General features: G+C 45.8%; 24 protein-coding genes. 8 read left to right on the top strand and 16 right to left on the bottom strand.

Annotated features, from left to right (window positions below; all coding sequences use genetic code 11):
* Positions 1-75 precede the first annotated feature (75 nt).
* Positions 76-1,413: an exodeoxyribonuclease VII large subunit gene (gene xseA / locus R3P39_RS16935; RefSeq protein ID WP_336568936.1), complete on the top strand. Its 1,338-nt coding sequence runs from the start codon at positions 76-78 to the stop codon at positions 1,411-1,413.
* Between the two features lie 39 nt (positions 1,414-1,452).
* Here xseA and cysE read toward each other — a convergent pair whose 3' ends face one another.
* Positions 1,453-2,280 carry a serine O-acetyltransferase gene (gene cysE, locus R3P39_RS16930; protein WP_336568935.1) on the bottom strand — a complete coding sequence of 276 codons (828 nt, stop codon included), beginning with the start codon at positions 2,278-2,280 and terminating at the stop codon, positions 1,453-1,455.
* 197 nt (positions 2,281-2,477) lie between these two features.
* Positions 2,478-5,354 carry a M16 family metallopeptidase gene (locus R3P39_RS16925; protein ID WP_336568934.1) on the bottom strand — a complete coding sequence of 959 codons (2,877 nt, stop codon included), beginning with the start codon at positions 5,352-5,354 and terminating at the stop codon, positions 2,478-2,480.
* 263 nt (positions 5,355-5,617) lie between these two features.
* On the opposite strand from R3P39_RS16925, the gene R3P39_RS16920 reads away from it, so the two are divergent.
* Positions 5,618-6,574 carry a methylenetetrahydrofolate reductase gene (locus tag R3P39_RS16920; RefSeq protein WP_336568933.1) on the top strand — a complete coding sequence of 319 codons (957 nt, stop codon included), beginning with the start codon at positions 5,618-5,620 and terminating at the stop codon, positions 6,572-6,574.
* A 49-nt stretch (positions 6,575-6,623) separates the two neighbouring features.
* On the opposite strand, the gene R3P39_RS16915 is transcribed toward R3P39_RS16920, so the two are convergent.
* From R3P39_RS16915 to folB, 3 genes are read right to left on the bottom strand one after another with little or no spacing between them, the layout of a single operon-like run.
* A complete protein-coding gene (locus R3P39_RS16915; RefSeq protein WP_336568932.1) occupies positions 6,624-7,433 on the bottom strand; it encodes an undecaprenyl-diphosphate phosphatase in 810 nt (269 codons plus the stop codon).
* A complete protein-coding gene (gene folK, locus R3P39_RS16910; RefSeq protein ID WP_336568930.1) occupies positions 7,433-7,918 on the bottom strand; it encodes a 2-amino-4-hydroxy-6-hydroxymethyldihydropteridine diphosphokinase in 486 nt (161 codons plus the stop codon). Before folK ends, R3P39_RS16915 begins: the two co-directional genes overlap by 1 nt.
* An 8-nt stretch (positions 7,919-7,926) precedes the next feature.
* The gene (gene folB, locus R3P39_RS16905; protein ID WP_336568929.1) at positions 7,927-8,277 is read right to left on the bottom strand and encodes a dihydroneopterin aldolase; all 351 of its coding nucleotides are present in this window, start codon (positions 8,275-8,277) and stop codon (positions 7,927-7,929) included.
* Positions 8,278-8,399: 122 nt separating this feature from the next.
* Here folB and plsY point away from each other — a divergent pair, with 122 nt between their 5' ends.
* Entirely contained in the window at positions 8,400-8,990 is a 591-nt protein-coding gene (gene plsY, locus R3P39_RS16900; RefSeq protein WP_336568928.1) for a glycerol-3-phosphate 1-O-acyltransferase PlsY, read from the top strand.
* Here plsY and tsaD read toward each other — a convergent pair.
* From tsaD to R3P39_RS16885, 3 genes are read right to left on the bottom strand one after another with little or no spacing between them, the layout of a single operon-like run.
* Positions 8,987-10,000, bottom strand: coding sequence for a tRNA (adenosine(37)-N6)-threonylcarbamoyltransferase complex transferase subunit TsaD (gene tsaD / locus R3P39_RS16895; RefSeq protein ID WP_336568927.1), 1,014 nt, complete (start codon positions 9,998-10,000; stop codon positions 8,987-8,989). The genes plsY and tsaD overlap by 4 nt on opposite strands.
* A 46-nt stretch (positions 10,001-10,046) precedes the next feature.
* Positions 10,047-10,640, bottom strand: coding sequence for a YjaG family protein (locus R3P39_RS16890; protein ID WP_336568926.1), 594 nt, complete (start codon positions 10,638-10,640; stop codon positions 10,047-10,049).
* On the bottom strand, positions 10,633-11,043 hold the full coding sequence (locus R3P39_RS16885) for a putative signal transducing protein (protein ID WP_336568925.1): 411 nt from the start codon (positions 11,041-11,043) through the stop codon (positions 10,633-10,635). Before R3P39_RS16885 ends, R3P39_RS16890 begins: the two co-directional genes overlap by 8 nt.
* Before the next feature lie 64 nt (positions 11,044-11,107).
* On the opposite strand from R3P39_RS16885, the gene R3P39_RS16880 reads away from it, so the two are divergent.
* The 3 genes from R3P39_RS16880 (at position 11,108) to R3P39_RS16870 (ending at position 14,096) form a co-directional block, all read left to right on the top strand.
* A complete protein-coding gene (locus R3P39_RS16880) occupies positions 11,108-11,506 on the top strand; it encodes a DUF2721 domain-containing protein (protein WP_336568923.1) in 399 nt (132 codons plus the stop codon).
* Positions 11,507-11,564: 58 nt separating this feature from the next.
* Entirely contained in the window at positions 11,565-13,088 is a 1,524-nt protein-coding gene (locus tag R3P39_RS16875) for a DUF3369 domain-containing protein (protein WP_336568922.1), read from the top strand.
* A 108-nt stretch (positions 13,089-13,196) separates the two neighbouring features.
* A complete protein-coding gene (locus R3P39_RS16870) occupies positions 13,197-14,096 on the top strand; it encodes a LysR family transcriptional regulator (RefSeq protein WP_336568921.1) in 900 nt (299 codons plus the stop codon).
* Positions 14,097-14,153: 57 nt separating this feature from the next.
* Here R3P39_RS16870 and ubiA read toward each other — a convergent pair whose 3' ends face one another.
* Entirely contained in the window at positions 14,154-15,014 is an 861-nt protein-coding gene (gene ubiA, locus R3P39_RS16865) for a 4-hydroxybenzoate octaprenyltransferase (RefSeq protein ID WP_336568919.1), read from the bottom strand.
* A complete protein-coding gene (locus tag R3P39_RS16860) occupies positions 15,004-15,543 on the bottom strand; it encodes a chorismate--pyruvate lyase family protein (protein ID WP_336568917.1) in 540 nt (179 codons plus the stop codon). The genes ubiA and R3P39_RS16860 overlap by 11 nt, the downstream gene beginning before the upstream one ends.
* 150 nt (positions 15,544-15,693) lie before the next feature.
* Between R3P39_RS16860 and R3P39_RS16855 the strand changes: the two genes are divergently transcribed.
* On the top strand, positions 15,694-16,089 hold the full coding sequence (locus R3P39_RS16855; RefSeq protein ID WP_336568915.1) for a flagellar basal body-associated protein FliL: 396 nt from the start codon (positions 15,694-15,696) through the stop codon (positions 16,087-16,089).
* Positions 16,090-16,098: 9 nt separating this feature from the next.
* On the opposite strand, the gene glpG is transcribed toward R3P39_RS16855, so the two are convergent.
* From glpG to R3P39_RS16825, 6 genes are all read right to left on the bottom strand, one after another.
* Positions 16,099-16,932, bottom strand: coding sequence for a rhomboid family intramembrane serine protease GlpG (gene glpG / locus R3P39_RS16850; RefSeq protein ID WP_336568913.1), 834 nt, complete (start codon positions 16,930-16,932; stop codon positions 16,099-16,101).
* Entirely contained in the window at positions 16,929-17,246 is a 318-nt protein-coding gene (glpE, locus tag R3P39_RS16845) for a thiosulfate sulfurtransferase GlpE (RefSeq protein ID WP_336568912.1), read from the bottom strand. Before glpE ends, glpG begins: the two co-directional genes overlap by 4 nt.
* Positions 17,247-17,345: 99 nt before the next feature.
* The gene (gene tdh, locus R3P39_RS16840) at positions 17,346-18,371 is read right to left on the bottom strand and encodes an L-threonine 3-dehydrogenase (protein ID WP_336568910.1); all 1,026 of its coding nucleotides are present in this window, start codon (positions 18,369-18,371) and stop codon (positions 17,346-17,348) included.
* Positions 18,372-18,419: 48 nt separating this feature from the next.
* The gene (locus tag R3P39_RS16835; protein ID WP_336568909.1) at positions 18,420-19,616 is read right to left on the bottom strand and encodes a glycine C-acetyltransferase; all 1,197 of its coding nucleotides are present in this window, start codon (positions 19,614-19,616) and stop codon (positions 18,420-18,422) included.
* Positions 19,617-19,802: 186 nt separating this feature from the next.
* Entirely contained in the window at positions 19,803-20,360 is a 558-nt protein-coding gene (gmhB, locus tag R3P39_RS16830) for a D-glycero-beta-D-manno-heptose 1,7-bisphosphate 7-phosphatase (RefSeq protein WP_336568908.1), read from the bottom strand.
* A complete protein-coding gene (locus R3P39_RS16825) occupies positions 20,353-21,405 on the bottom strand; it encodes a glycosyltransferase family 9 protein (protein WP_442962045.1) in 1,053 nt (350 codons plus the stop codon). Before R3P39_RS16825 ends, gmhB begins: the two co-directional genes overlap by 8 nt.
* A 124-nt stretch (positions 21,406-21,529) precedes the next feature.
* On the opposite strand from R3P39_RS16825, the gene R3P39_RS16820 reads away from it, so the two are divergent.
* Complete coding sequence (locus R3P39_RS16820; protein WP_336568906.1) at positions 21,530-22,243, top strand: 3-deoxy-D-manno-octulosonic acid kinase; 714 nt, start codon at positions 21,530-21,532, stop codon at positions 22,241-22,243.
* Positions 22,244-22,247 lie beyond the last annotated feature (4 nt).

Genomic DNA, 22,247 nt, shown 5'->3' with positions numbered 1-22,247 from the left:
GCGTTCCTTATGGGAGTAAATAAAATTTAGCAAAAAATATGATAAAGTAAGCATGAATTTTTTATGGAGGTTGAGATGGCATACCCGAGCAATAACAAAACCTATTCAGTTTCAAAGCTTAATAGAGAAATTCGGACTTTATTAGAGCAAGGTTTTGCCTCCGTACAGCTCACCGGCGAGGTCTCCAACTTTGTCGCTCCCGCCTCAGGGCACTGGTATTTCTCTCTTAAAGACGACAAAGCACAAATAAAAGCCGCCATGTGGCGCGGCAATAATCGCTATTGCAAACACCGCCCGAGCAATGGTGAGCAAGTGATGGTGCAAGCCCGGGTTTCCGTGTATGAACCTCGTGGCGATTATCAACTGATTGTTGAGCAGCTGGCTCCCGCAGGTGAGGGGTTACTAAAGCAACAATTTGATGCCCTAAAGATGCAACTAGCGGGCGAAGGGTTATTTGCTAGTCACTATAAAAAACCATTGCCGCAACACATCCATCGCATTGGTGTTGTGACCTCAGCCACCGGTGCTGCCATCAAGGATATTTTAACGGTACTGAAACGCCGTGCTCCACAATTAGAGGTGGTTATCTACCCTGCACTGGTGCAAGGCAAAGAAGCGCAACAGCATATTTGCAAGCAAATTCAACTGGCCAACCAACGCAACGAAGTGGACGTGTTGATCGTTGGCCGTGGCGGCGGTTCGCTGGAAGACCTGTGGTGCTTTAACGAAGAATCGGTAGCGCGCGCTATTTTCGCCAGCCAGCTCCCCGTGATCAGTGCCGTAGGCCATGAGATTGACACCACTATTTCTGATTATGTTGCCGACGTTCGCGCCCCCACGCCATCGGCGGCGGCGGAATTAGTAAGCCCAGACTCTGAGGCATTAAAACAACAAACCACTAACCTGGTCATGCAGTTGCGCCAAGCATTTCAGCGCCGAGTAAAGCAAGCCGATCAGCAGCTCGCTAACTTCGCTGCGCGGTTGCAATTACAACACCCTAAAAATCAGTTGATGCAACAAAGCCAACGTCTTGATGAATTACAACAGCGCTTGACCCGTGGTTACTTTATTCAGCAACAACAAAAACAATCGCAACTGCAGGTGCTACAGCATCGCTTTAACCGTCTCCACCCAGAGCATAGAATCGCAGCCTTGCAACAACACTTAGTGCAATTGTCGAGCAAATTACACCACAGCATGAAGCACACCCTCGCTCAGCAGCAACAGCGATTAGCGGTGAACAGTGCAAGGCTCGATGGCGTGAGTCCGCTGGCGGTGTTATCGCGCGGTTACAGTATTGCCAAGCAAGGCGATAAGGTAATTAAATCGATTAATGAGGTGGATAGCACCCAACCGCTGGTGACCCAGCTTGGTGATGGCGAGATTGTATCTCGAGTAGACGGTTTAAAGTGATTTACGCAACGGGCCTTAAGCCCGTTGCTTACGTAACGCTTACAGCATCGCTGAGGTAATAGATTGGTTCTCTAACTGTTCTTCGCTGTTATCTTCGAGGAAGTTTTGGTTCATGCTCTCAGCCGGACATGGGCACGAAGGCTTGCCAACCACTTTGGCTGGAATACCAACCACTGTTGTGTGCGGCGCAACCGCGCTCAGTACCACAGAGCCTGCGCCAATTCTTGCCCCCTCGCCCACTTCAATATTGCCAAGCACTTTCGCACCTGCACCAATCAAAACACCGGCGCGGATTTTCGGGTGACGATCGCCTTGTTCATTGCCTGTACCGCCGAGTGTTACAGACTGCAAGATAGAGACGTTGTCTTCAATTACTGCGGTTTCACCGATCACAATGCCAGTGGCATGGTCAAACATAATACCATGGCCGACTTTACAAGCAGGATGGATATCAACGCCAAAGACTTCAGAGGTTCTGCTCTGAATAAACCGGGCCAGCTCTTTGCGGTCTTGCCGCCATAAGCAGTAGGCCAGTCGGTGTGCTTGGATAGCATGAAAGCCCTTCAAGTTTAAAATAACATTGAGGTAACTATCGGCAGCTGGGTCTCTGTCTTTAACCGCTTTAATATCGTTGGCAACGTGAGTCAGCATGGTATCGCAATGGACAAAAGCTTGGTCGAATAATTCTCGGATAGTAAATGCTGACACCACAGCATCAGCCAGCTTATTAGCGACAATAAAGCTTAGCGCCGAGCCTAAGCATTCGTGATTTAAGATACTAGAGTAGACGTGACTTGCCAGCAGTGGCTCGCGTGACACTAATTCATTGGCCTCTTCACGCAGTTTATTCCAGATCTCATGTCTCATTGCACTTCTTCCAAGGATACCGTTAATCCTTATAGTGTAACGCTTCGCGCTACTGTGTGTCATGTAGAATTAAAAAGGCCTTTGCTAACACTTGGTTATATCTAATAACGACTGCAGACATACAGTGTTTCCTAGGGCCAAGCAGGCAAGCATAAAAAAGGGCGACATTGAGTCGCCCTGAGGGTTCCTTGGTGGCGTTATTTAAACACCGCCTCAACGTCTATGGTGCTGATATTTTCCGCTGGAATATTAAGTGGGTAGGTTGCAATTTTGGCGTCTTCGGCCAATAAGGCATCCGGTTTTTTGGTGTTATATTCCAGTGGCGACGCCTGCTCTTCAGCCAGTCGCTCTGCCATGTCTTTGCCATCACCAGTGACAAACACATAGTGAATATCATCGGTTTGTAAGTTTTCTGCAATCACTCGATTAATGTCATCCAAGCTCAGCCCTTGCAATTGTTGGGTTACATAGCTGGTAAACTCGTCGATGTCATAGAACTCGCTATCTAGGGCGTAACCCAGCTGGCGGTCTTGACTGGCCACTAATTGCGGGACGTAGTTAATCAAGAAATTACGAGTTGCCTCAAAATCCGCTTGCGTCATTCCCTCGTTAATGAGCTTGTCTAACTCAAATAACGCCGTGCGGGTAGCAAAATGGGCATCATTATTGGAACGCAGTGGCCGCAACCATACTTGGAAAATTTGCTCACTGCGGCCTAAGTTGGCATCGGGCTTGGTTTGGAACATACCACGAGGGAAATACTCAATGTAGGCATAATCACCATAGTTCATACCACGGACCTGACGAATACGCTGGAATAAGTGGCTGTTAGAGTTACGGTGCTCACCAAAATAAGAACGCACTAACCAAAGCGCAGCCCAGTCTTTACTGCTACGAATGGTATCGATAGGGAAACCAAATGAAACCGCTGTCGACTTGGCGTTTTTCTCGATGATGGTAGCATGGCGGCCCTCAAGCTCTGGGGCATCAGGAATATCTAATCGCGCTTGCTGACCTTTTGGTAAACTGGCTAAATCGTTTAGCATGGTCTCTTTTAGCGCTTTATCCATGGCGCCAGTAATGCCGACATTCAACTTTGCTTGGGTGAACTGCTCAGCATAAAATGCCTTGACGTCATCCAGAGTAATAGCCTCTAAGTCTGACAAGTCACCAAAGTTGTAGCTTTCATAAGGGTGGCCTTGATACAGCTCATGGTATAAAACTTCTTTACCTAGTTCCTCATCATTAGACGCTTTAAGTCCGGCTTTAATGTCATCAATCAGCTCTTTTTTCAAACGCTTGAAGTCATCCTCTCGAAAGCCTGGGTTGAGAAGTTGCTGACTGACAATATCGTACCACTGCTCGGCGTTGTCTTTGTGAATGCGGCCACGTAAAGAAATCATTTCTTTATCGATTTGGTAGCCAAAGCTTCCGGCAATTGGGTAAAGCGCTTTTTGGATGGCTTTGTACGACATGGATTCACTGCCGCCATTGGCAACCATCGCTGCAGTCAGTGCCGCCAAGCCCTTTTTGCTTTGCGGATCAGCTGCTGCACCGGTGTAAAATAACAAGTTAACGTCCACTAATGGTGAATCATTGCTGTTATCTAGTACCGTAAAGTGACGCTCAGCTGGCTGTGCCATTTTGGCTACCATCGCATCTAAATTAACTTCTTTTGCAAAGCCTGGAACCGACTCCAGCGCAGACATAGTCACTGTGGTTCTGCCACTATCAACAAAGTACTTGTTGGCGACATCGCGAATGTCTTCAGGGCTGACCCTGTCCGCCGTGGCATAAAGGGTATTGATCACCTCAGGATCGCGCTCGAAATGCACATAACGCGCCAAGGTGGATGCAATCGCTTGAGAGGAATCTAGGCCATTAACAAAGCTATATTTTTGGTTAGATTTTAACGCTTCGAGCTTATTCTCATCTACCAACTCTGTACGGGCTTTAGCATAAGTTTGATTGATGGCATCTCGCACCGTTGCCAAGTCTTTTTCATCGTCAACCTTAACAAATACATGCAGTAGACCTGGATCTTTGGTTTCAGGGTTATAAGTAAACATCTGGCTGGCTAGTTGCTTTTCCACTACCAGCTGTTGGTATAAGTCGGAATTTTCAGAAAAGTACAATTGCGAGATCAGATCCAATGCCGCGCGGTCTTTTTTCTCTGGTTGCCACGCAGCCCCTTTGTATGACACCAACAGCCAATGACCTGGCAAACCTTCATACTGCTCATGAACATAACGTGCTTGCTGCTGCTTTGGCTCTACAGGTACCTCAGCTTGGTAATCGCCTTTTTGCCAACCACCCCAATGTTTTTTCACCATTTCCATGGTTTCTTTCAGGTCAACGTCACCGACAATCACTAACGAAACGTACTCCGGTTTATAAAAACGCTCAAAGAAAGTTTGGCCATACTCCATTTGATCTGGCATGGCTTCAATGTCTTCGAAAAAGCCCATAGTGGTATGCTTATAGGTGTGCTCATCAAAGGCTTCTTTACGCACTGCCGCTAGTAACTTACGGATTGGGCTGGCATTATTTTTTAAATACTCGCCTTTTACCGTCAAGGCCTCGGTACGGAACTGCTCTTCGGTATAAGATAGATTTTGGAAAATATCCGCTTCAATTTCTAATACCTTGTCTAAGTGCTGCTTAGAAAAGTTTAAGTGGTAATTGGTATAATCGTTGGTGGTATAAGCGCGGTTATCAACACCTGAATTTTTTAAAATATCGGCATAGACATCTTGTGGAAACTTTTCCGAGCCCTTAAACATCATGTGCTCAAAAAAGTGCGCAAAGCCTGTTTTGCCCGCTTCTACCTCATTACGTGATCCCACGGATACTGGAATTTGCAGTGATACTACGTCTGGGTAGTCGGTTTTCACTACCATAACCCGCAGGCCGTTATCTAATTCCTCAAGTACATAGTCATGGGCAAATACCTTATTACTCTGCTGCACTGCAGTATTGGCAGTGGCGGTATTATTATTGGTCGCTTCGGTTGCCTTACAACCAGCAAGTGCCAAACTCACAGCAAAACTGGTTGCCAGTAATTTAAATTTCATGAGACTTTCCTAATCATCGTTATTCTAAAATGAGCATGGTTCGCTCAATGTAACTTGGTAATTATGCCTGAATTCATTGTCATAACACGTTTATTCGGGACAAGCTGCAGCATAAAACTGTAAACAAATATATACCACCTGAGATTAACATGAAGCAAATTCATACTCCTTGAAATTGTTTCATCAAAAAAATCTATCTAGACGTCTAAATGGCTGCTATATTATTTCTCATAGACTAAAACCGCTTTAGTGGAATGAGGATTATGGCTTTAACGCTACAAGAGAAAATCATCGACCCGAACCAAGGGGTATATTTAATTGGTACTACGCCACCGAAAATCGGCACTGAGCCTGAGCAGCTAAAAGCGATCGCCAACAAACTGCTTGGCCGTTTACATGAAATAGAATATGACGGTGTGATCATCTACGACATTCAAGATGAGAGCAGTCGCACTCAAGTGCCACGACCTTTCCCGTTTAAGCATACGGTTGATCCCTGTGAGTACAGCCAGCTCATTCGCGAGCTTTCTCGACTTGATGTGATCACCTACAAAAGCGTGGCTCAGCGCGATGAACAAGCCTTTTCTAGCTGGTTAAGTGACACTAAGCAACAGTTTGGTTTGAGTAATCTAGTACTGGTTGGTAGCCCGTCATCGACTGGTGATATCAAGTTGCCTTTGGCTGATGCCTATGAAGTATTAAAACAACACCAAGAAGACTACTTTTTAGGTGGCGTTACCATCGCTGAGCGTCATGCTAGCAAAGGCAATGAACATCAGCGCCTAATTCAGAAGACCACTCAGGGCTGCGAGTTCTTTGTCTCGCAAGCGGTGTACAATGCCCAGGCGACCATTGACTTAATCACCAGTTACGCACGAAGTTGCAAACAGCAAGGTCAAACACCTAAGCGCATCATTTTAACTTTTACCCCATGTGGCGGTGAAAAAACGCTGCAATTTATGGAATGGCTCGGCATTTCAGTACCAGAAGGCACCAAATGGCGGATCCTCGATGCCGACAACTCATTAAGCGAGTCAATTCGTGTCTGCAAAGAAAACCTCGATCAGATTTTAAAAAGCTGCGCCCACTTGGACATTTCATTGGGGCTCAATATTGAAAGTTTAACCAACCGCAAAGAAGAGATAGACGCCTCGATAAACCTTTATCGATTACTAAAGGCAACGATGGAGTTGAGCTTGGCGGAAAAGCAAATTGCCTAATAGCCTTACCACTATAGAAAATGCCAGCATTGAATGCTGGCATTTTTATTTAGCTTGCCCAACTTAAGTAAGCGATTAAGCCAGCACCTAAAATAAGGCGGTAAATCACAAATGGCATCATGCCCATGCGCTCGATGATTTTTAAGAAAAAGAATATACAGGCGTAGGCGGAAATAAACGACAAGACCACGCCGCTAAGCAATGCACTCCAATCCACCACTTCGTCTCCTACTGCCAGCTCTAAGGTATAATACAGACCCATCATGGAAATCACTGGGATCGACATTAAAAAAGAAAACCGCGCCGCGCTTTTTTTATCGAGTCCAAGTAGTAGTCCGGCAGTAATCGTAATCCCCGAGCGTGAGGTACCTGGAATAACCGCCGTAATTTGCGCCAAACCAAGTATCAGAGCACTTTTCCAAGTTAAGGCAAATTCATCGTTAATCTGTTTGGCCTTAACATCGGCATACCAAAGCAACAAGCCAAAAACGATGGTGGAAGTTGCGATTACCCACGCACTGCGTAGATAGAGTTCCACAATGTCTTTTAACAACGGCGCTAACAACACAAAGGGGATGGTAGCCACCACAATGCACCAAGTTAAGCGGCTCTCTTTGCTGCTTTTTCCCGAAGCTCCAAGGGATTGAAACCAACCGGCCAGCAAACTGACAATGTCTTTACGAAAATACAATACCACCGCCAACAGAGTACCAACGTGAACCGCAACATCAAAAGCCAGCCCTTGATCCTGCCAACCTAATACTTGCGAAGGCAGTAGTAAGTGGGCAGAACTCGAAATAGGTAAAAACTCAGTGAGACCTTGAATAACAGCAAGGACAACAATCTCAATAACACTCATTACTTGGCAAACTCCACTTTCCATAGTTTTTGGGTTGGGTTGTGATACTCCTGCCACAGCTGCGCTACCGACTTGTCTTCAGTAGGATGAAGGAAGTCTCCGGCAAGCTCTGCCAATGGCTGAAGTACAAAGGCATTTTTGGTAATTTCATCACGCGGCAGTTGCGCTGGGGAGTCACAAACCACCTGATCGTAAAAAAGCAGGTCTAAATCTAACGTACGCGGACTAAACTTCTTCTCATTACAGCGGCGGCCATGGTCATACTCAATGGCTTTCAATAGCCAACAGACTTGCTGTAATGGCATGCTGGTGGTGGCTGCAAACACTGAGTTGTAAAAGTTATTACCGGCAAACCCCACCGCCTCGCTCTCATAAACACTTGAATGTTGATATTGAGGAAAGTGCTTAATCAGTGCCGCTAAGCCACTGCGTAAGTTTTTTTCTTTTTCTATGTTAGATCCAAGGCTAATAAATATTTGTGCCATATTTTTCTCTATTTTTTTCGCACAATTTCAACACCAACCGTCTGTGCCTGAGGCACTGCAGCGGGTTTGCTTACTCTTATAAGTACCTGCTCTACCGTAAATTCTTGTAAAATAATAGTCGCTAACTGCTCTACCAAGGTTTCTAGTAGTTCCACTGGTTTTGCTCGTGTATGAGCAATAATACGCTCACTGACCTTGGCATAATCGACCGCCAAATTAATATCATCGTGACGCGCAGCAGCAGCGATATCGGTCAACATCTCAACATCAAAGTAAAGGCTTTGTTTACTTTCTTTTTCAAAGTCGTACACTCCTATTATGGCTTCGACGTGTAGCTGTGAGATATAGACTTTATCCATGTAAACTCCAAACATGTTTATCGCTGTAATTCACCTGCATTGTGCAATCGCAACGTAATTCATGCAGGACCAAAGACCGCCGATCATAGCCCAAAACAACGCAATAAAAAATAAGGAAGACAGTGTTAATCAGTTTAATGTGCGTATGTGCTTATTTACTAGGGTCGATTTCCTCGGCGATCTTGGTATGTCGGTTATTCAAATTACCCGACCCGCGCTTTAATGGCTCTAATAATCCCGGCGCCACCAATGTCTTGCGTTTAGGTGGCAAGCCACCTGCTGCCATGGTATTGGTGTTTGATATTCTTAAGGGCACCATACCCGTTTGGGGAGCCTATTTTTTACATATCGAGCCGGTATGGTTAGGCGCTATCGCGGTCAGTGCATGCCTTGGGCACATCTATCCGGTGTTCTTTCACTTTAATGGTGGTAAGGCCGTTGCTACGGCATTTGGCGCTTTGCTTCCAATTGGCGCTTCGTTAGCTGGACTGTTGATTGCCACCTGGCTAGTGGTGCTGTTGGTAACGCGCTATTCATCGCTGGCAGCCATTATCACCGTTGCGGCTGCACCACTGTACACTTGGTGGATAAAGCCTCTTTACACCATCCCAGTGAGCTTTTTAACCTTGGTGATTATTATTCGCCACCGCGGCAACATCAAACGGCTCCTCACTGGCAAGGAGCCGAGGGTGGGTAAGAAATCTCAGGATTAAACTTTTTCTAGGCTATCGAGTGGCCAACGCGGCTTTGTTTTCATATCCAATGTCGCGTGTTGACCTGCTTTAAGACGCTGCATTCCAGCGTAAGCAATCATTGCTCCATTATCGGTGCAAAATTCAGTGCGCGGATAATAAACCCGGCCTTGCATACCTTGCATCATGCGCTCGAGTTTTTGTCGCAGCTCAGTGTTAGCACTTACGCCACCAGCAATAACCAAACGCTTAATGCCCGTTTCTTTCAATGCTCTTTTGCATTTGATGGCTAGAGTATCTACCACCGCCGTTTGAAAGGCATGGGCGATGTCCGCTTTGGTTTGCTCATCATTCCCCTCTTTGCGAATGGTATTTGCTGCTGCCGTTTTCAAACCACTAAAGCTAAAGTCCAACCCGGGACGATCCGTCATAGGCCTTGGGAAAGTAAAGCGCCCAGCAACCCCCTGTTGTGCCATTTTAGCCAGCATAGGGCCACCTGGGTAATCTAAACCTAACAGCTTGGCGGTTTTATCAAACGCTTCACCTGCAGCATCATCAACAGATTCACCCAATACTTGGTATTCTCCGATACCCGCCACTTTCACCATCATGGTGTGGCCACCGGATACCAGCAACGCAATAAACGGAAACTCTGGTTTATCCTCCTCCAGCATGGGAGCCAAAAGGTGGCCTTCCATATGGTGAACCGCCACCGCCGGCAGCCCCCAACCAAATGCTAGTGAGCGCCCTATTGAAGTGCCAACAAGTAGCGCTCCAACTAAACCTGGGCCCGCAGTATAGGCAATGCCATCTAAGTCAGCGGCACTGCAACCTGCTTGTGCAAAAGCGGCTTCAATCAGTGGAATGGTTTTGCGTACGTGGTCACGCGAAGCAAGCTCTGGCACGACCCCGCCATAGTCAGCGTGGACCTTAACCTGTGAATACAATTGATGCGCCAGCAGACCTTGCTCATCATCATATATAGCAATGCCGGTCTCATCACACGAAGATTCAATACCTAAAATACGCAAATCATTTACTCCAACTCAACTGCAGCGCGGCATTATACGCGTTCACTTACGCAACTTCCAAACCAATATTGGTTTGGCCATCAGCCAGTGCCAATGCTTTTAGCGATTTAGCTGACTCGCTGGTGATGCGTCCCATTGACTCCACATGAGTAATAAGCTCTGCTAATATGTCTATTTCATATTGCATTTGCGGGTGCTCTCGAACCAGCTGGTTGCTAGGAGTAATGTCTTCTGCCAGCAAACTAAACTCAATGTATTTAGCCACTGAAGCCTGCGAAATTTTAGCGATGCTGACAAATTCTTGCTCTTCTTTCGCCATTAAGCCATGCAACATAGTCAAAATCGCCGTGGCCACATCAATCGCTGGGTAAGTGCCAAACATATCGAACTCACTGAGTTCAGGAACATTCGGCTCGACTTTCTCAACCAACTTTTCAAGACCAATTTTACTCTTTGGAATAAGGATTTTTTCCCAAATTAAATTCAGTGCATTACGCAGCACCTGTTGATCACCAAATCCGGTCGCCTCACTAAACAGTGCGTAATTAGGTAACATTCGCTCAATAATGGCGGCCCCTAAAACGGCTTTTTGAAGGTAGTTTAACTCTCTTATTCTTTGAAAGTTATTTGCTTTACTCATGCTTGTTTCCACATTGCCAGCAGTACTCAAACGCTGGACCATTTAATTCTTCACATTGGCGACATACCCAATCAGCGGTGGCTGAATCGGACTGACGCTTGGACTGATTGTAGTTTACCAATATTTCCTGTGCCTCGGGTAATTTTATTGCATAAACCAATAACTGCACCGCCACTTGATCGCAGGGCAGTTCACCTACCGCGCCCGATAAGTGCTCTCCTTGTAACCTAACATCGATATTGGCTTGTGCTAGTAGACCTTTTAGCAAATGCGCTTCAATGGCATCAGAGACCGCGCATAGCTCTACCCATCTAAAACAATCATCATTCATGTGTTTAACTTCTACTTTGCTGTGCTCACCAATAATAGGCTGCAAAAATAACAACAGAGGCTCTATTATCACTTGATTAACGTCGGCATTATCATCACACTACAAAAACTAGCGAGCAGTTTGGATCAATACCACCATGACACTAACAACTCCAGGTCTACTCTTTCCAGCTATTTCTTTACTGTTACTGGCTTATACCAATCGTTTTTTGGTTTTAGCGCAACTGATTAGAGAGTTAAATGCTCGTGAGGGAGAGAGTATTCGCCCTTTAGTAAAGGCGCAAATTGATAATTTACGCAAGCGTATTCGACTGATTAGGCGGATGCAAGTGTGGGGAATTGTGGCCTTTGTGTTGTGTACTTCTTCGATGTTTGCCCTGTTTGTCAATGTGGCACTGTTAGGCATAGTGCTTTTCGGCGCAAGCCTCTGTAGCCTTACCTTCTCATTGCTACTGTCGCTATACGAAATACATATTTCGTGCGATGCCATTGAGCTGGAGTTACAAAATATAGAGAAAAAACCGCAACAAAATTAGCGGCCTTTTTGCAGCAGACTATACTAGGTTTGAAACTGCGTAAAAAGAGGAGCTATCTGTGAGCGGATTTTTGTTCTCAGATGAAGTACTAGACAGCTCAACCGATAAGGCTGCTGATAACTTTTGGGATATCCTTGTAGTCGATGATGAAGAGGATATTCACCAAGTCACTAAGTTAGTGTTATCTGGCTTTCAATTCGAAGATAAAGCCTTACGATTCCACCACGCCTACTCGGCCCAAGAAGCCAAACAGGTGCTGAGTCAGCAGCATAATATTTCTGTGGGTTTAATCGATGTGGTGATGGAAAGTAATCATGCTGGCCTAGACCTCATTCGCTATATTCGTGACGAGCTCGAAAACTTTGATATTCGCTTGGTGTTACGCACAGGGCAACCCGGTGAAGCACCTGAAGAGTCCGTGATCAGAGATTATGATATTAATGATTATAAGAACAAAACCGAGCTGACGGCAGTAAAGCTCAAAACATTACTGTACTCAGCTCTTAGAGCCCACCGCGATATTCAAATCATTGAAAAGCATAAACTTGGCTTAGAACGCATTATTGATGCATCTTCCAATTTTTTAAAATGTAACAATATTCAAGATTTTGCATCAACCATTTTAGCGCATGTCTCGGCGGTAATGGGATTATCCGACTCTGAAATTTACTGTGCGGCTGCTGTGAATCATCAATCACAGGAGCCAACCAAGTTTCAGTTACTGGCCGCTTCAGGGGCTGGAGTGGAGCCAAGCACAGCAACATTGCCAGAAAACGTACAAAAGCTGTTTATTGAAACTCACAACAAAAAGTCATCTTTACGCACTAACAATGAGTACATTGGCTACTTCTCCTCCCAAGAAGGCAGTGAGACCATGATATACGTGAGTAAAGACAGCGATTTGCAAAGCATGGACTTTCAACTGCTGGAGTTTTTTGCCAACAACATCGCACTGGCTTACGACAACTTAAAGTTGCGAGAAACAGTAAAAGAGTCGCAAAAAGAACTCTCTTATATTCTCGGTGAAGCGGTTGAAAAACGCTCCAAAGAAACCGGCTCCCATGTTAAGCGTGTTGCCCATTACAGCATGTTGCTAGCCAAGCTTTATGGCTTATCAAATTACCAAGCAGAGATCATCAAAATGGCCTCTCCGCTTCACGATATTGGCAAAATAAGCATACCGGATCGCATTTTAAATAAGCCGGGCAAGCTCGATGAACAAGAGTGGCAAATCATGCAAACCCATGCGCAGCAAGGTTACGAAATATTAAAAAATTCGAATAATGAAATTCTCCTCTGTGGTGCCAAAATTGCACACCAACATCATGAAAAATGGGATGGTTCAGGCTACCCCAGGGGGCTTAGTGGCAAACAAATAGACATTGTTGGTCGCATCACGGCACTGGCTGATGTCTTTGATGCTCTGGGCAGTGAACGCTGTTATAAGCCGGCTTGGCCAATGGAAAAAGTACTGCAGTTAGTTAAGTCTGAAAGTGGTAAACAATTTGATCCTGAATTGGTTGATCTTTTTCTAAATAATTTAGAACAGTTTATTGAGATACGCGATAAATTCCCTGACTAGTTTTGTAATCAGAATGTAAAAACTTCACTTTATTTTTTTCAGATTGTGTATTACTATTAGGGAAAGACGTAATCACTGTGTTTTAGTTGAAATTAAAAGGAATTTCACATGAGATTTGAACAGCTCGAGCAATTCGTGGCGCTTGGTAATCTAAGACATTTTAGACAAGCTGCCGAACAAACCCAAATTAGTACTTCTGCCCTAACCCGTAGCATTCAGACCCTAGAGGATGAGATTGGCTGTGAACTAGTCAAGCGCTCTACTCGCTCAGTAAAATTAACGGAGCAGGGAGAACTGTTTTTAAAATATTGTAAAACAGCGTTGTCAGAACTAGACCAAACCAAAAAGACCATCAAGCAAAGTCTGTTTGGCCGTGATAATCAAAAGCTGGTTATCGGTTATACCTCTCAAGCCAGCGGCATTGTGCCAATCTCCTGCGGTCAGTTTTTAGCACAGTACCCAGATGTCAAAATCGAAATGCAGCTTCAGGACGAGCTAGAGCTTTCTCGCAAACTACAAATGGGTGAAATCGATATTAGTGTCTATTTACAAAGTGCTCACAGCATTACCAGTGATATTCACTTACCGGATCAGCTCATTCTATTCGTGTCAAAACGCCACCCGCTTGCTAACCAAGACAGCATCACTAAGTCTGAGTTAACTACTTACCCTATGTATGGCTGCTTTTCACAGTCAAAGCAAGTGCAAACCATGCTAAATGAAGCGGTAGATGCCCTGAATAAATCCACCAGTGTCAAAATTGGCAGTATTGACCAAGTTATCAATGGCCTTAAGAGCAGTAACAGTTTCGCTATTGCTAGTATTGAGCACTCCAAGCAAATAGCTCAAGACAGTGACTTAGTGTTGTTAAAAACCAACAAAGCACTAGATAAAGAGCAGCTAGTTGTGCAAACCAATCACCATGTCGATGGCCACTCACATATCAATCATTTGTTAGAATTGATTGAAGGCACGGCATCGGAGCATAAGCAAACAGTGACCTATTAAGGACACCTCAAGTGGTAAAACAAAGGCGTTTACCACTTCCTTTATGCTCATTTTAAACTAAACCGCAAAGCCCAGCACCACACCGGTGAATATCACCAAGCCCACGTAATTGTTATTTAAAAAAGCCCAAAAACAGTTTTCTCGCGCCCTCTGATGAATAGCATATTGCTGACGTATTAATAGTGCACAGGCAAGCCCTAACCCCAACCAATAGCCAACACCAATAGCATAGCTTGCGCCGACATAGGCCATCAAAGCGATAAAAGTAAAGTTTAACAAGGCCACCGCATGGCGATCCCACTGTGCAAACAGAACTGCCGTCGATTTGATACCAATTTTAACATCGTCGTCTCTATCAACCATGGCATACATGGTATCGTAGGCAACAGTCCATAGTACTTTTGCCAAAAATAGCAGCCAAGCTTCCAGTGGCACGGTTTTATTAGTGGCCATAAAGGCCATGGGAATGGCCCAGCTGAACGCGGCCCCTAACACCACTTGAGGCAAATGAGTGTAGCGTTTCATAAAGGGATAAATTGCGGCCAATGCTAACGCCCCAATTGAGAGCACAACCGTTTGCCAGTTCAGCAATAACACTAATGCAAAGGCTATAACGATCAATACTGCAAATAACCCTAACGCTTCCTTAGCGGAAACCGCGCCTCTAGCCAAGGGCCGCTGAGCCGTTCGCTTTACCGCACCATCGAGGTTTCGATCGGCAAAGTCGTTGATCACACAGCCAGCACTGCGCATCACCAACACCCCTAAACTAAAGATGATAATGAGTTTAGTCTCTGGTACCCCAGCTGAGGCAAACCATAGCGCCCATAACGTTGGCCATAGTAATAATAAAGTACCTATGGGTTTGTCTAAACGCATCAACTGCGCATAGGCTAAGCGCTTTTCTCTAGTCATCATAAAACTGCTTCGCTATAAATACTTCGCATACCAAAATTTTTGCTGCGCCATTTTTAAACCAACTGCGGCGCGCCCAGACCCCGTGCTGCCAGTGCAGTTTTTCGCCAATATGCTCAGCCAGTTGCTGTAATGCTTCACCAGTTATCTCGAAAAACTCCAGCTCACCGCGTTGCCAACTGTGATCCGTAAATAGGATCTCCCCCAGAGGCGTCTCTCCAATGGTGTCCATGCCGATGTGGCAAGCTGCAGGGTTAAGCCAACTTTGGGCAAAAACTGTGTTCTGACCATCGCATTGCAACAACACCTCACGACACCACAAAGGCTGAACCTCATTAAATGAGGCAGCTAAAAAGTGTGGGGCTGGAAATTGCTGATTGTTCAGAACTTGCACTGAAAACTGTGCGCAGGCATTTTTTAATGCTGCGGTTAAAGAATAATTATCAAATAAATATGGCGACAGCATCGCAGTGACATTGAGCGATTGCTTATTATTCTGCCAAGGCAGATGTAATGGTAATTGCAAAGGCAAGTTAATACTTCCGTTATCGAAATCCACCGCCATAATAGCAAAGCTGGCGACTTCTAAAAAGTTTATGTTTGTGTTGTCTACAGCTGTAAAATCAGCGCAATTGCGTATAAACTAACAACAAATCAACTTTATTAGGATGTCTGACACAACATGAGACAGTTTGTTGCTGTACTAACCCTATGCGCAGCTTTGTTTTCTGCGCTGCCAGCAAAAGCAGAATCAGCCGTTGGGTATTATGGTTTTGAGCCAGATATCATCACCAACTACATCGGCCAATCGAGTAAGAAGCTCGGCTATGTGCGGGTGACCGTCGACCTCATGCTAAATGATGTTTCTAATATTGAAGTGGTTGAGCATCATATGCCACTGTTACGTGACGCCATCGTGCAGATCCTTAGCAAAGAGAGTGAAGAAACCATTAAGTCACTCACAGGTAGAGAAGAAATTCGTCAGCGTTGTGCCAGTAAACTTAAAACCTTATTAAAAGAAGAAACAGGCCAAGAAATCGTTCGTGACGTACTTTTTACTAAGTACCTATATCACTAACACCACCTGCTATGGCGCTGGCTGACTTGGTTCGTCCTTAGATTTAGGCCATAGCGCCGCCATTGCCATACCTGATAGTAAACCAAATAAGTGTGCCCAATTTGCCATGCTAATGAAAAATAGCTCGGTAAAGCCAAACAACATCCACAGCAGCATAAAGCCAACCACTGGCTTGGTAATTAAAGCAGGTTGCTTGGGGTGTCGGTGACTGTAAATCCAACAAAAGCCTAATAAACCATAGACCACGCCGCTGAGGCCGCCAAAATTAGCATCAACCAGCCAAAACTGCATAAAGTTACTAATAAGACCACTGCTAACGTACACGGCAATCAATGCCCCTAGGCCTAGTCGCGCCGATATTTGTGCGCCGAGATACAACCACCAACTGAGATTGAAGATCAAGTGAATGGCACTGAAGTGAATCACCGTTGGGGCCAACCATGTCAAAGGTTGCTCAGGCGCAAACCGTAAGTTGTCGAAGATACTTCTAGCATCGCCAAAAAACATCGCAATAAAGATAATAAGGCTGATGCCAAACACGCCTTGCAATAGCCAATTTAAGGCAAACAAGCGCTGCAATAAATTGAGCTTTTCTCCCGGGTCGCGAAATAGCCCCTCAGTACTGCCCGTTTGCCATGACGCTTCAAGGTATCGCTTTGCGGTGGGCTCGGCGAGAAACTCTTGCCAGAGCTGTTGTGCCCGTTCAACATCACCATGCTGTAACCACACCTCGACATGTTGGCCGTCGGTACTACGTAACACGCACTCCACTCCTTGCGTTTTAAAGTAGTCTACCGCCCCTTGTGCTAGTCGAGGGTGATGGTAACGGGCAATTAGAGTCATTTTTCTATCTCACCCGGCAGCTCGCTGGCCCACTGGGTAAAGCCGCCATCCATGCTGTACACATCTTCAAAGCCTTGCTCCACTAAGTAGTTGGCAGCCCCTTGTGAAGAAATACCGTGATAACAAACCACGATAATAGGTTGGTCAAACTCTTTTTCCTGCATAAAGTGCGCAATGTTGGCATTGGAAAGGTGCTCAGAGCCTGGGATGTGACCTTGTGCAAAGGTGTTTTCATCACGAATATCTGCAATTACAACATCGTCTTTGTTTAACAGCGCTTGTGTATCTGCCACTGTGATATGTTTAAAAGACATAATTTACCTTTTATAAATCGAATAAAAGGCGGCATAAGCCGCCTTATTGTTTCTCTGCGCGGCCCCTTTTATCTTAGTAGCAACGCTTGCTTAAGAGGCTTAATCCCAGTTCAGGATCACTTTACCAGAGCGTCCAGAGATCATGGTATCAAAACCCGTTTGGAACTCATCAACGTGGAATTGGTGAGTAATAATCGGCTCTAAATTCAACCCAGACTGAATAAGGCTTGCCATCTTATACCAGGTTTCGAACATTTCACGGCCATAAATACCCTTAATAACCAATCCTTTAAAGATAACTTGGTTCCAATCAACGGCCATATCCGCAGGCGGAATACCTAACATAGCAATTTTGCCACCGTGGTTCATGCTATCAAGCATGGCAGTAAAGGCAGAAGGTACCCCTGACATCTCTAAACCAACATCAAAGCCTTCCGTCATACCTAATTCGGTCATCACGGTATCAAGGTTTTCATTGGCGACGTTGACCGCTCGGGTAGCGCCCATTTTCTTCGCCAGCTCCAGTCGGTACTCATTAACATCGGTGATCACCACATGACGGGCACCAACATGTTTAGCAACCGCTGCGGCCATAATGCCGATGGGGCCGGCTCCGGTTATCAATACATCTTCACCCACTAGATCAAACGACAGTGCCGTATGTACAGCATTACCAAATGGGTCAAAGATAGACGCTAATTCGTCGGAAATATTGTCTGGGATCTTAAACGCGTTATACGCTGGGATTACTAAGTATTCGGCAAATGCCCCTTCACGGTTGACACCAACACCGATGGTGTTACGACATAAGTGAACTCGGCCCGCACGACAGTTACGACAATGACCACAAGTGATATGGCCTTCCCCAGAAACACGGTCGCCGATAGTAAAGCCACGAACTTCCTGGCCCATATCGACCACTTCACCAACGTATTCATGACCCACGACCATAGGCGTAGGAATGGTGTTTTGTGCCCACTCATCCCATTTATAAATATGCACATCGGTACCACAAATTGCTGTTTTGCGGATTTTAATTAATAGATCATTGTGCCCAACTTCCGGTTTTGGCACATCTGCCATCCAAATTCCTTCTTCGGCTTTCAACTTGGATAATGCTTTCATAGTGTTCGCTCATTAGCTGCACCGGCAAGAAGCCGGTGACATTGGTGATTAAATTACGCCTAAATCTTTACCAATTCGAATGAAGGCTGCGATTGCTTTATCAAGCTGCTCGGTGGTATGAGCCGCTGAAATTTGCGTACGGATCCGCGCCTGACCTTTAGGCACAACCGGATAGGAGAAGCCAATCACGTAAATACCTTCAGCCAACAGTCTGTCTGCCATTTCTGAAGCCACTTTGGCATCCCCTAACATCACCGGAATGATAGCGTGATCTTTACCTGCACAGGTAAAGCCAGCCGCTTCCATTTGCTCGCGGAAATACGCGGCGTTATGCCAAAGCTTAGCACGTAATTCATCGCCTTCTTTCATCATATCCAACACCTTAATGGATGCGGTTACAATAGAAGGTGCCAGTGAGTTGGAAAATAGGTAAGGACGCGAACGTTGACGTAGCCACTCGACAATTTCTTTTTTGCCTGAAGTATAGCCACCCGATGCCCCACCAAGTGCTTTACCTAAAGTCCCCGTGATAATATCAACGCGATCTAATACGCCGCAGTATTCTGGCGTGCCACGACCGTTTTCACCAACAAAACCTACCGCGTGAGAGTCATCAACCATTACCAAAGCATCGTACTTGTCGGCCAAGTCACACAGTGCCGCTAAGTTACAAATAACACCGTCCATTGAGAACACGCCATCAGTGGCAATTAGCTTGGTTTTCGCGCCAGCTTCATCTGCAGCGATAAGCTGTTGCTCTAGATCCGCCATGTCATTATTGGCATAACGGAAACGCTTGGCTTTACACAGACGAACACCATCGATAATCGAAGCGTGATTTAACGAATCGGAAATAATGGCATCTTCCGGGCCCAAAATGGTTTCAAATAGGCCGGCATTGGCATCAAAACAAGAAGAATACAAAATAGTATCTTCGGTTTGTAAAAACTCGCTGATTTTTGCTTCTAGGGTTTTATGAATATCTTGCGTGCCACAGATAAAACGCACTGAAGCAACGCCAAAGCCATGCTCCTCAAGACCCGTTTGCGCTGCTTTAATTAATTCTGGGTGGTTAGCTAAACCGAGATAATTATTAGCACAAAAGTTAATGACGCTCTCGCCTGATGAAACTGCGATCTCAGCCTGTTGCTGAGAAGTAATGACGCGTTCTTTTTTATACAATCCTTCAGCTTTGACTTGTTCAATCTGCTGCTGAAGCTGGCTGTAAAAGGCCGATGCTCTCATCTGGAGTCTCCATTTTTGCACGGTGGCAAGTGTCGCAGTTGCGACTTTGCCAGTAGTTAACGCTTGAACACCAAGGTGTTACAAGAAAATTAGCATGTGCAAGGTGACTCCCCTGCACATAAAAGATAGGGGTATTTTAAAAGGTTCAGACAATAAATGCACGATTTGCGATGACTGACCCCCGCATTAGCCTGCACTCGTCAAAATACAGTTTGGCACCTGCTGTATTGAATCACAGACAAAATCAGCCAAATCATGCTCCTTGGCATTAACGCTTTGTCCTGACTTAACCAGCACGGTGGTGTTTATTGCCGCGGCCCGTGCCGCGGCAATATCAGATAGTTTATCGCCTACCATTACGCTGTGTGCGGGATCGATATTATGCTCGGCGATGGCCTGCAGTAACATACCCGGCTCAGGTTTACGACAATCACAGTCAACCTTATATGGCGCAACGGCTTTTTCGGGGTGATGCGGGCAAAAATAGACACCTGAGATATCAATCCCATGAGCGGAAAACTGCTGACACATCCAGTCACTGAGGGCATGGAACTGTTGCTCATCGTAGTAACCCCGACCAATCCCCGACTGGTTAGTTACCACAATAATCTTATAACCTGCGGCAACAAATGCTTGGCATGCGGTAAACACGCCCTCGATAAATTCAAAGTCTTCAACCTTGTGAACATAGGCATGGTCGACATTGATCACGCCATCACGGTCAAGAAACAGTGCTTTATTCATGGTTTGTTATCCCCTGCTCTTTTACCACTCGATTAAACATAGCAATCACCTCATCAACGTCGATTTGCGCCATCAGATCAGCGCCTTTAACCCGAGTACCCCAAGGCAATTGGGCAGCCGTTTTACCTTTTTGTGCTAGCAGGTTGCTATGATACACCTCGACCACATACTGCTGAAATAAATACGGCCCAGTGCGCGCTGGGTTAGAATGGGCGTACAGACCAATCACCGGTGTACCTACTGTCACTGCCATATGCGCAGGACCAGTATCTGGCGCCAGTACTAATTGCGCTTGCTGTAATACACAGAGCAAGGTTTTTAAATCGGTTTTGCCCACTAAATTGAGTAACTCACTTTGCGCATGCTGGCAGATTGCTGCGGCCAACTCCTGTTCAAGCGCCGTTGGCCCTCCGGTGATCACCACTTGAAAGCCTTGGTCACTGGCATAATCGGCAAGGGCGGCATAGCGCTCCGGCAACCAATTACGCTCGGCCTTACTGGCGGCAGGAGAAATGACAAATACTTTGCCTTCAGGAAGCAAGGCCTTGGCCTGCTGCTGATGCTGCTCTGTTACCGGCATCTGCCAACTGGGCTTACCACATTCCGCGCCAATTGCTCGAGCAAAGTGTTGAAACCCTTCCAGCACATGAGGCGACTCCTGCTTTGCTATACGGTCATTAATAAACAGGCTATGCAGCTCTTTCGAGCGGCTTTTATCGAAACCTATTTTTCTCTTCGCTGGGATCATTCGAGCCACTAGGTTTGCTCGCAAGGCCACCTGCATGTGCAGCAAAACATCAAACTGCTGCCCTTTAAACTTGGCTTTTAGTGCCTTAAAGGCGGCTTTACCCTGCTTTTTATCAAATACCACCAACTCCACACCGGGCAGTTCCGCTAACAGCATGGCCTCTACTTTGCCTATTACCCAAGTGATTTTAGCTTGTGGGTGGGCACGCTGAATGGCCTGCACCGCAGAAACGGCATGACAAACATCGCCAATGGCGGAGAGCCGAAGAATACAAATAGAACGAATGGCTTGTGGCACAACAAATGCTCTTATGAATAACAACAAGCGCTTGATCTTAAATTAATCAATCCAGTTTGCAAGTTTCACTGCTGAGTAAAAATCGCTAGAATGACGGCCATGTCTTTTTTTGAGTGCTTTTAAAGTGGAAATCATTAAACAGCCCAATGGCTTTTTGCTGTTACCAGAACAGGCGAATTACCAGATCACTTCAGAGTATTTTTCGCCGCAGTATTGGCAGCGTAATAACGCCGTAGTAGACAGTAAACAAGGCCGCGCAACCGCTTGGTTTGTCCGCTTTAACCAGCACATTGCCGTGCTTAAACACTACTATCGTGGCGGCTTAATTGGCAAAATACTGAAAGATCAGTATTTATACCTTGGCGTTGAACGCACCCGGGTATATCAAGAGTTTGCCTTGTTGGAACAACTGCAAGGGCATAACCTTCCGGTGCCAACCCCTCTGGCGGCGCAAATAACCACCTTTGGCTGTGTCTATCGCGCCGATATTCTCACCGCCGCCGTACCAGGTGCCACCAGTGTCTGTGAAATTTTACGCCAGCGCCAACTCACGGCAGAAGAGCTCGACAGCATTGCCAACTGCATCGCGCAATTTCACCGCCACGGCGCCTATCATGATGATTTAAATATCAATAATATCTTGTTTGCCGAAGATGGTAAGGTCTATTTGATTGATTTTGATAAAGGTAAATTAATCACCCCGGAGCGCGCTTGGCAAGACGATAATTTGGCAAGGTTAGAGCGTTCGTTCAATAAAGAGACTGGCAAGTGGCCAGCCTTTCATTTTGATGATAAACAATGGCAGGCCCTAAAGCAGACCTACCTGGCAGCGCGTTAGTGGT

It is taken from the genome of Pseudoalteromonas sp. UG3-2 (genome assembly GCF_037120705.1).
Taxonomy (GTDB): Bacteria; Pseudomonadota; Gammaproteobacteria; order Enterobacterales; family Alteromonadaceae; genus Pseudoalteromonas.
The sequence above is the reverse complement of the archived record's forward strand: the minus strand, read 5'-3'. Positions and strand labels throughout refer to the sequence as shown.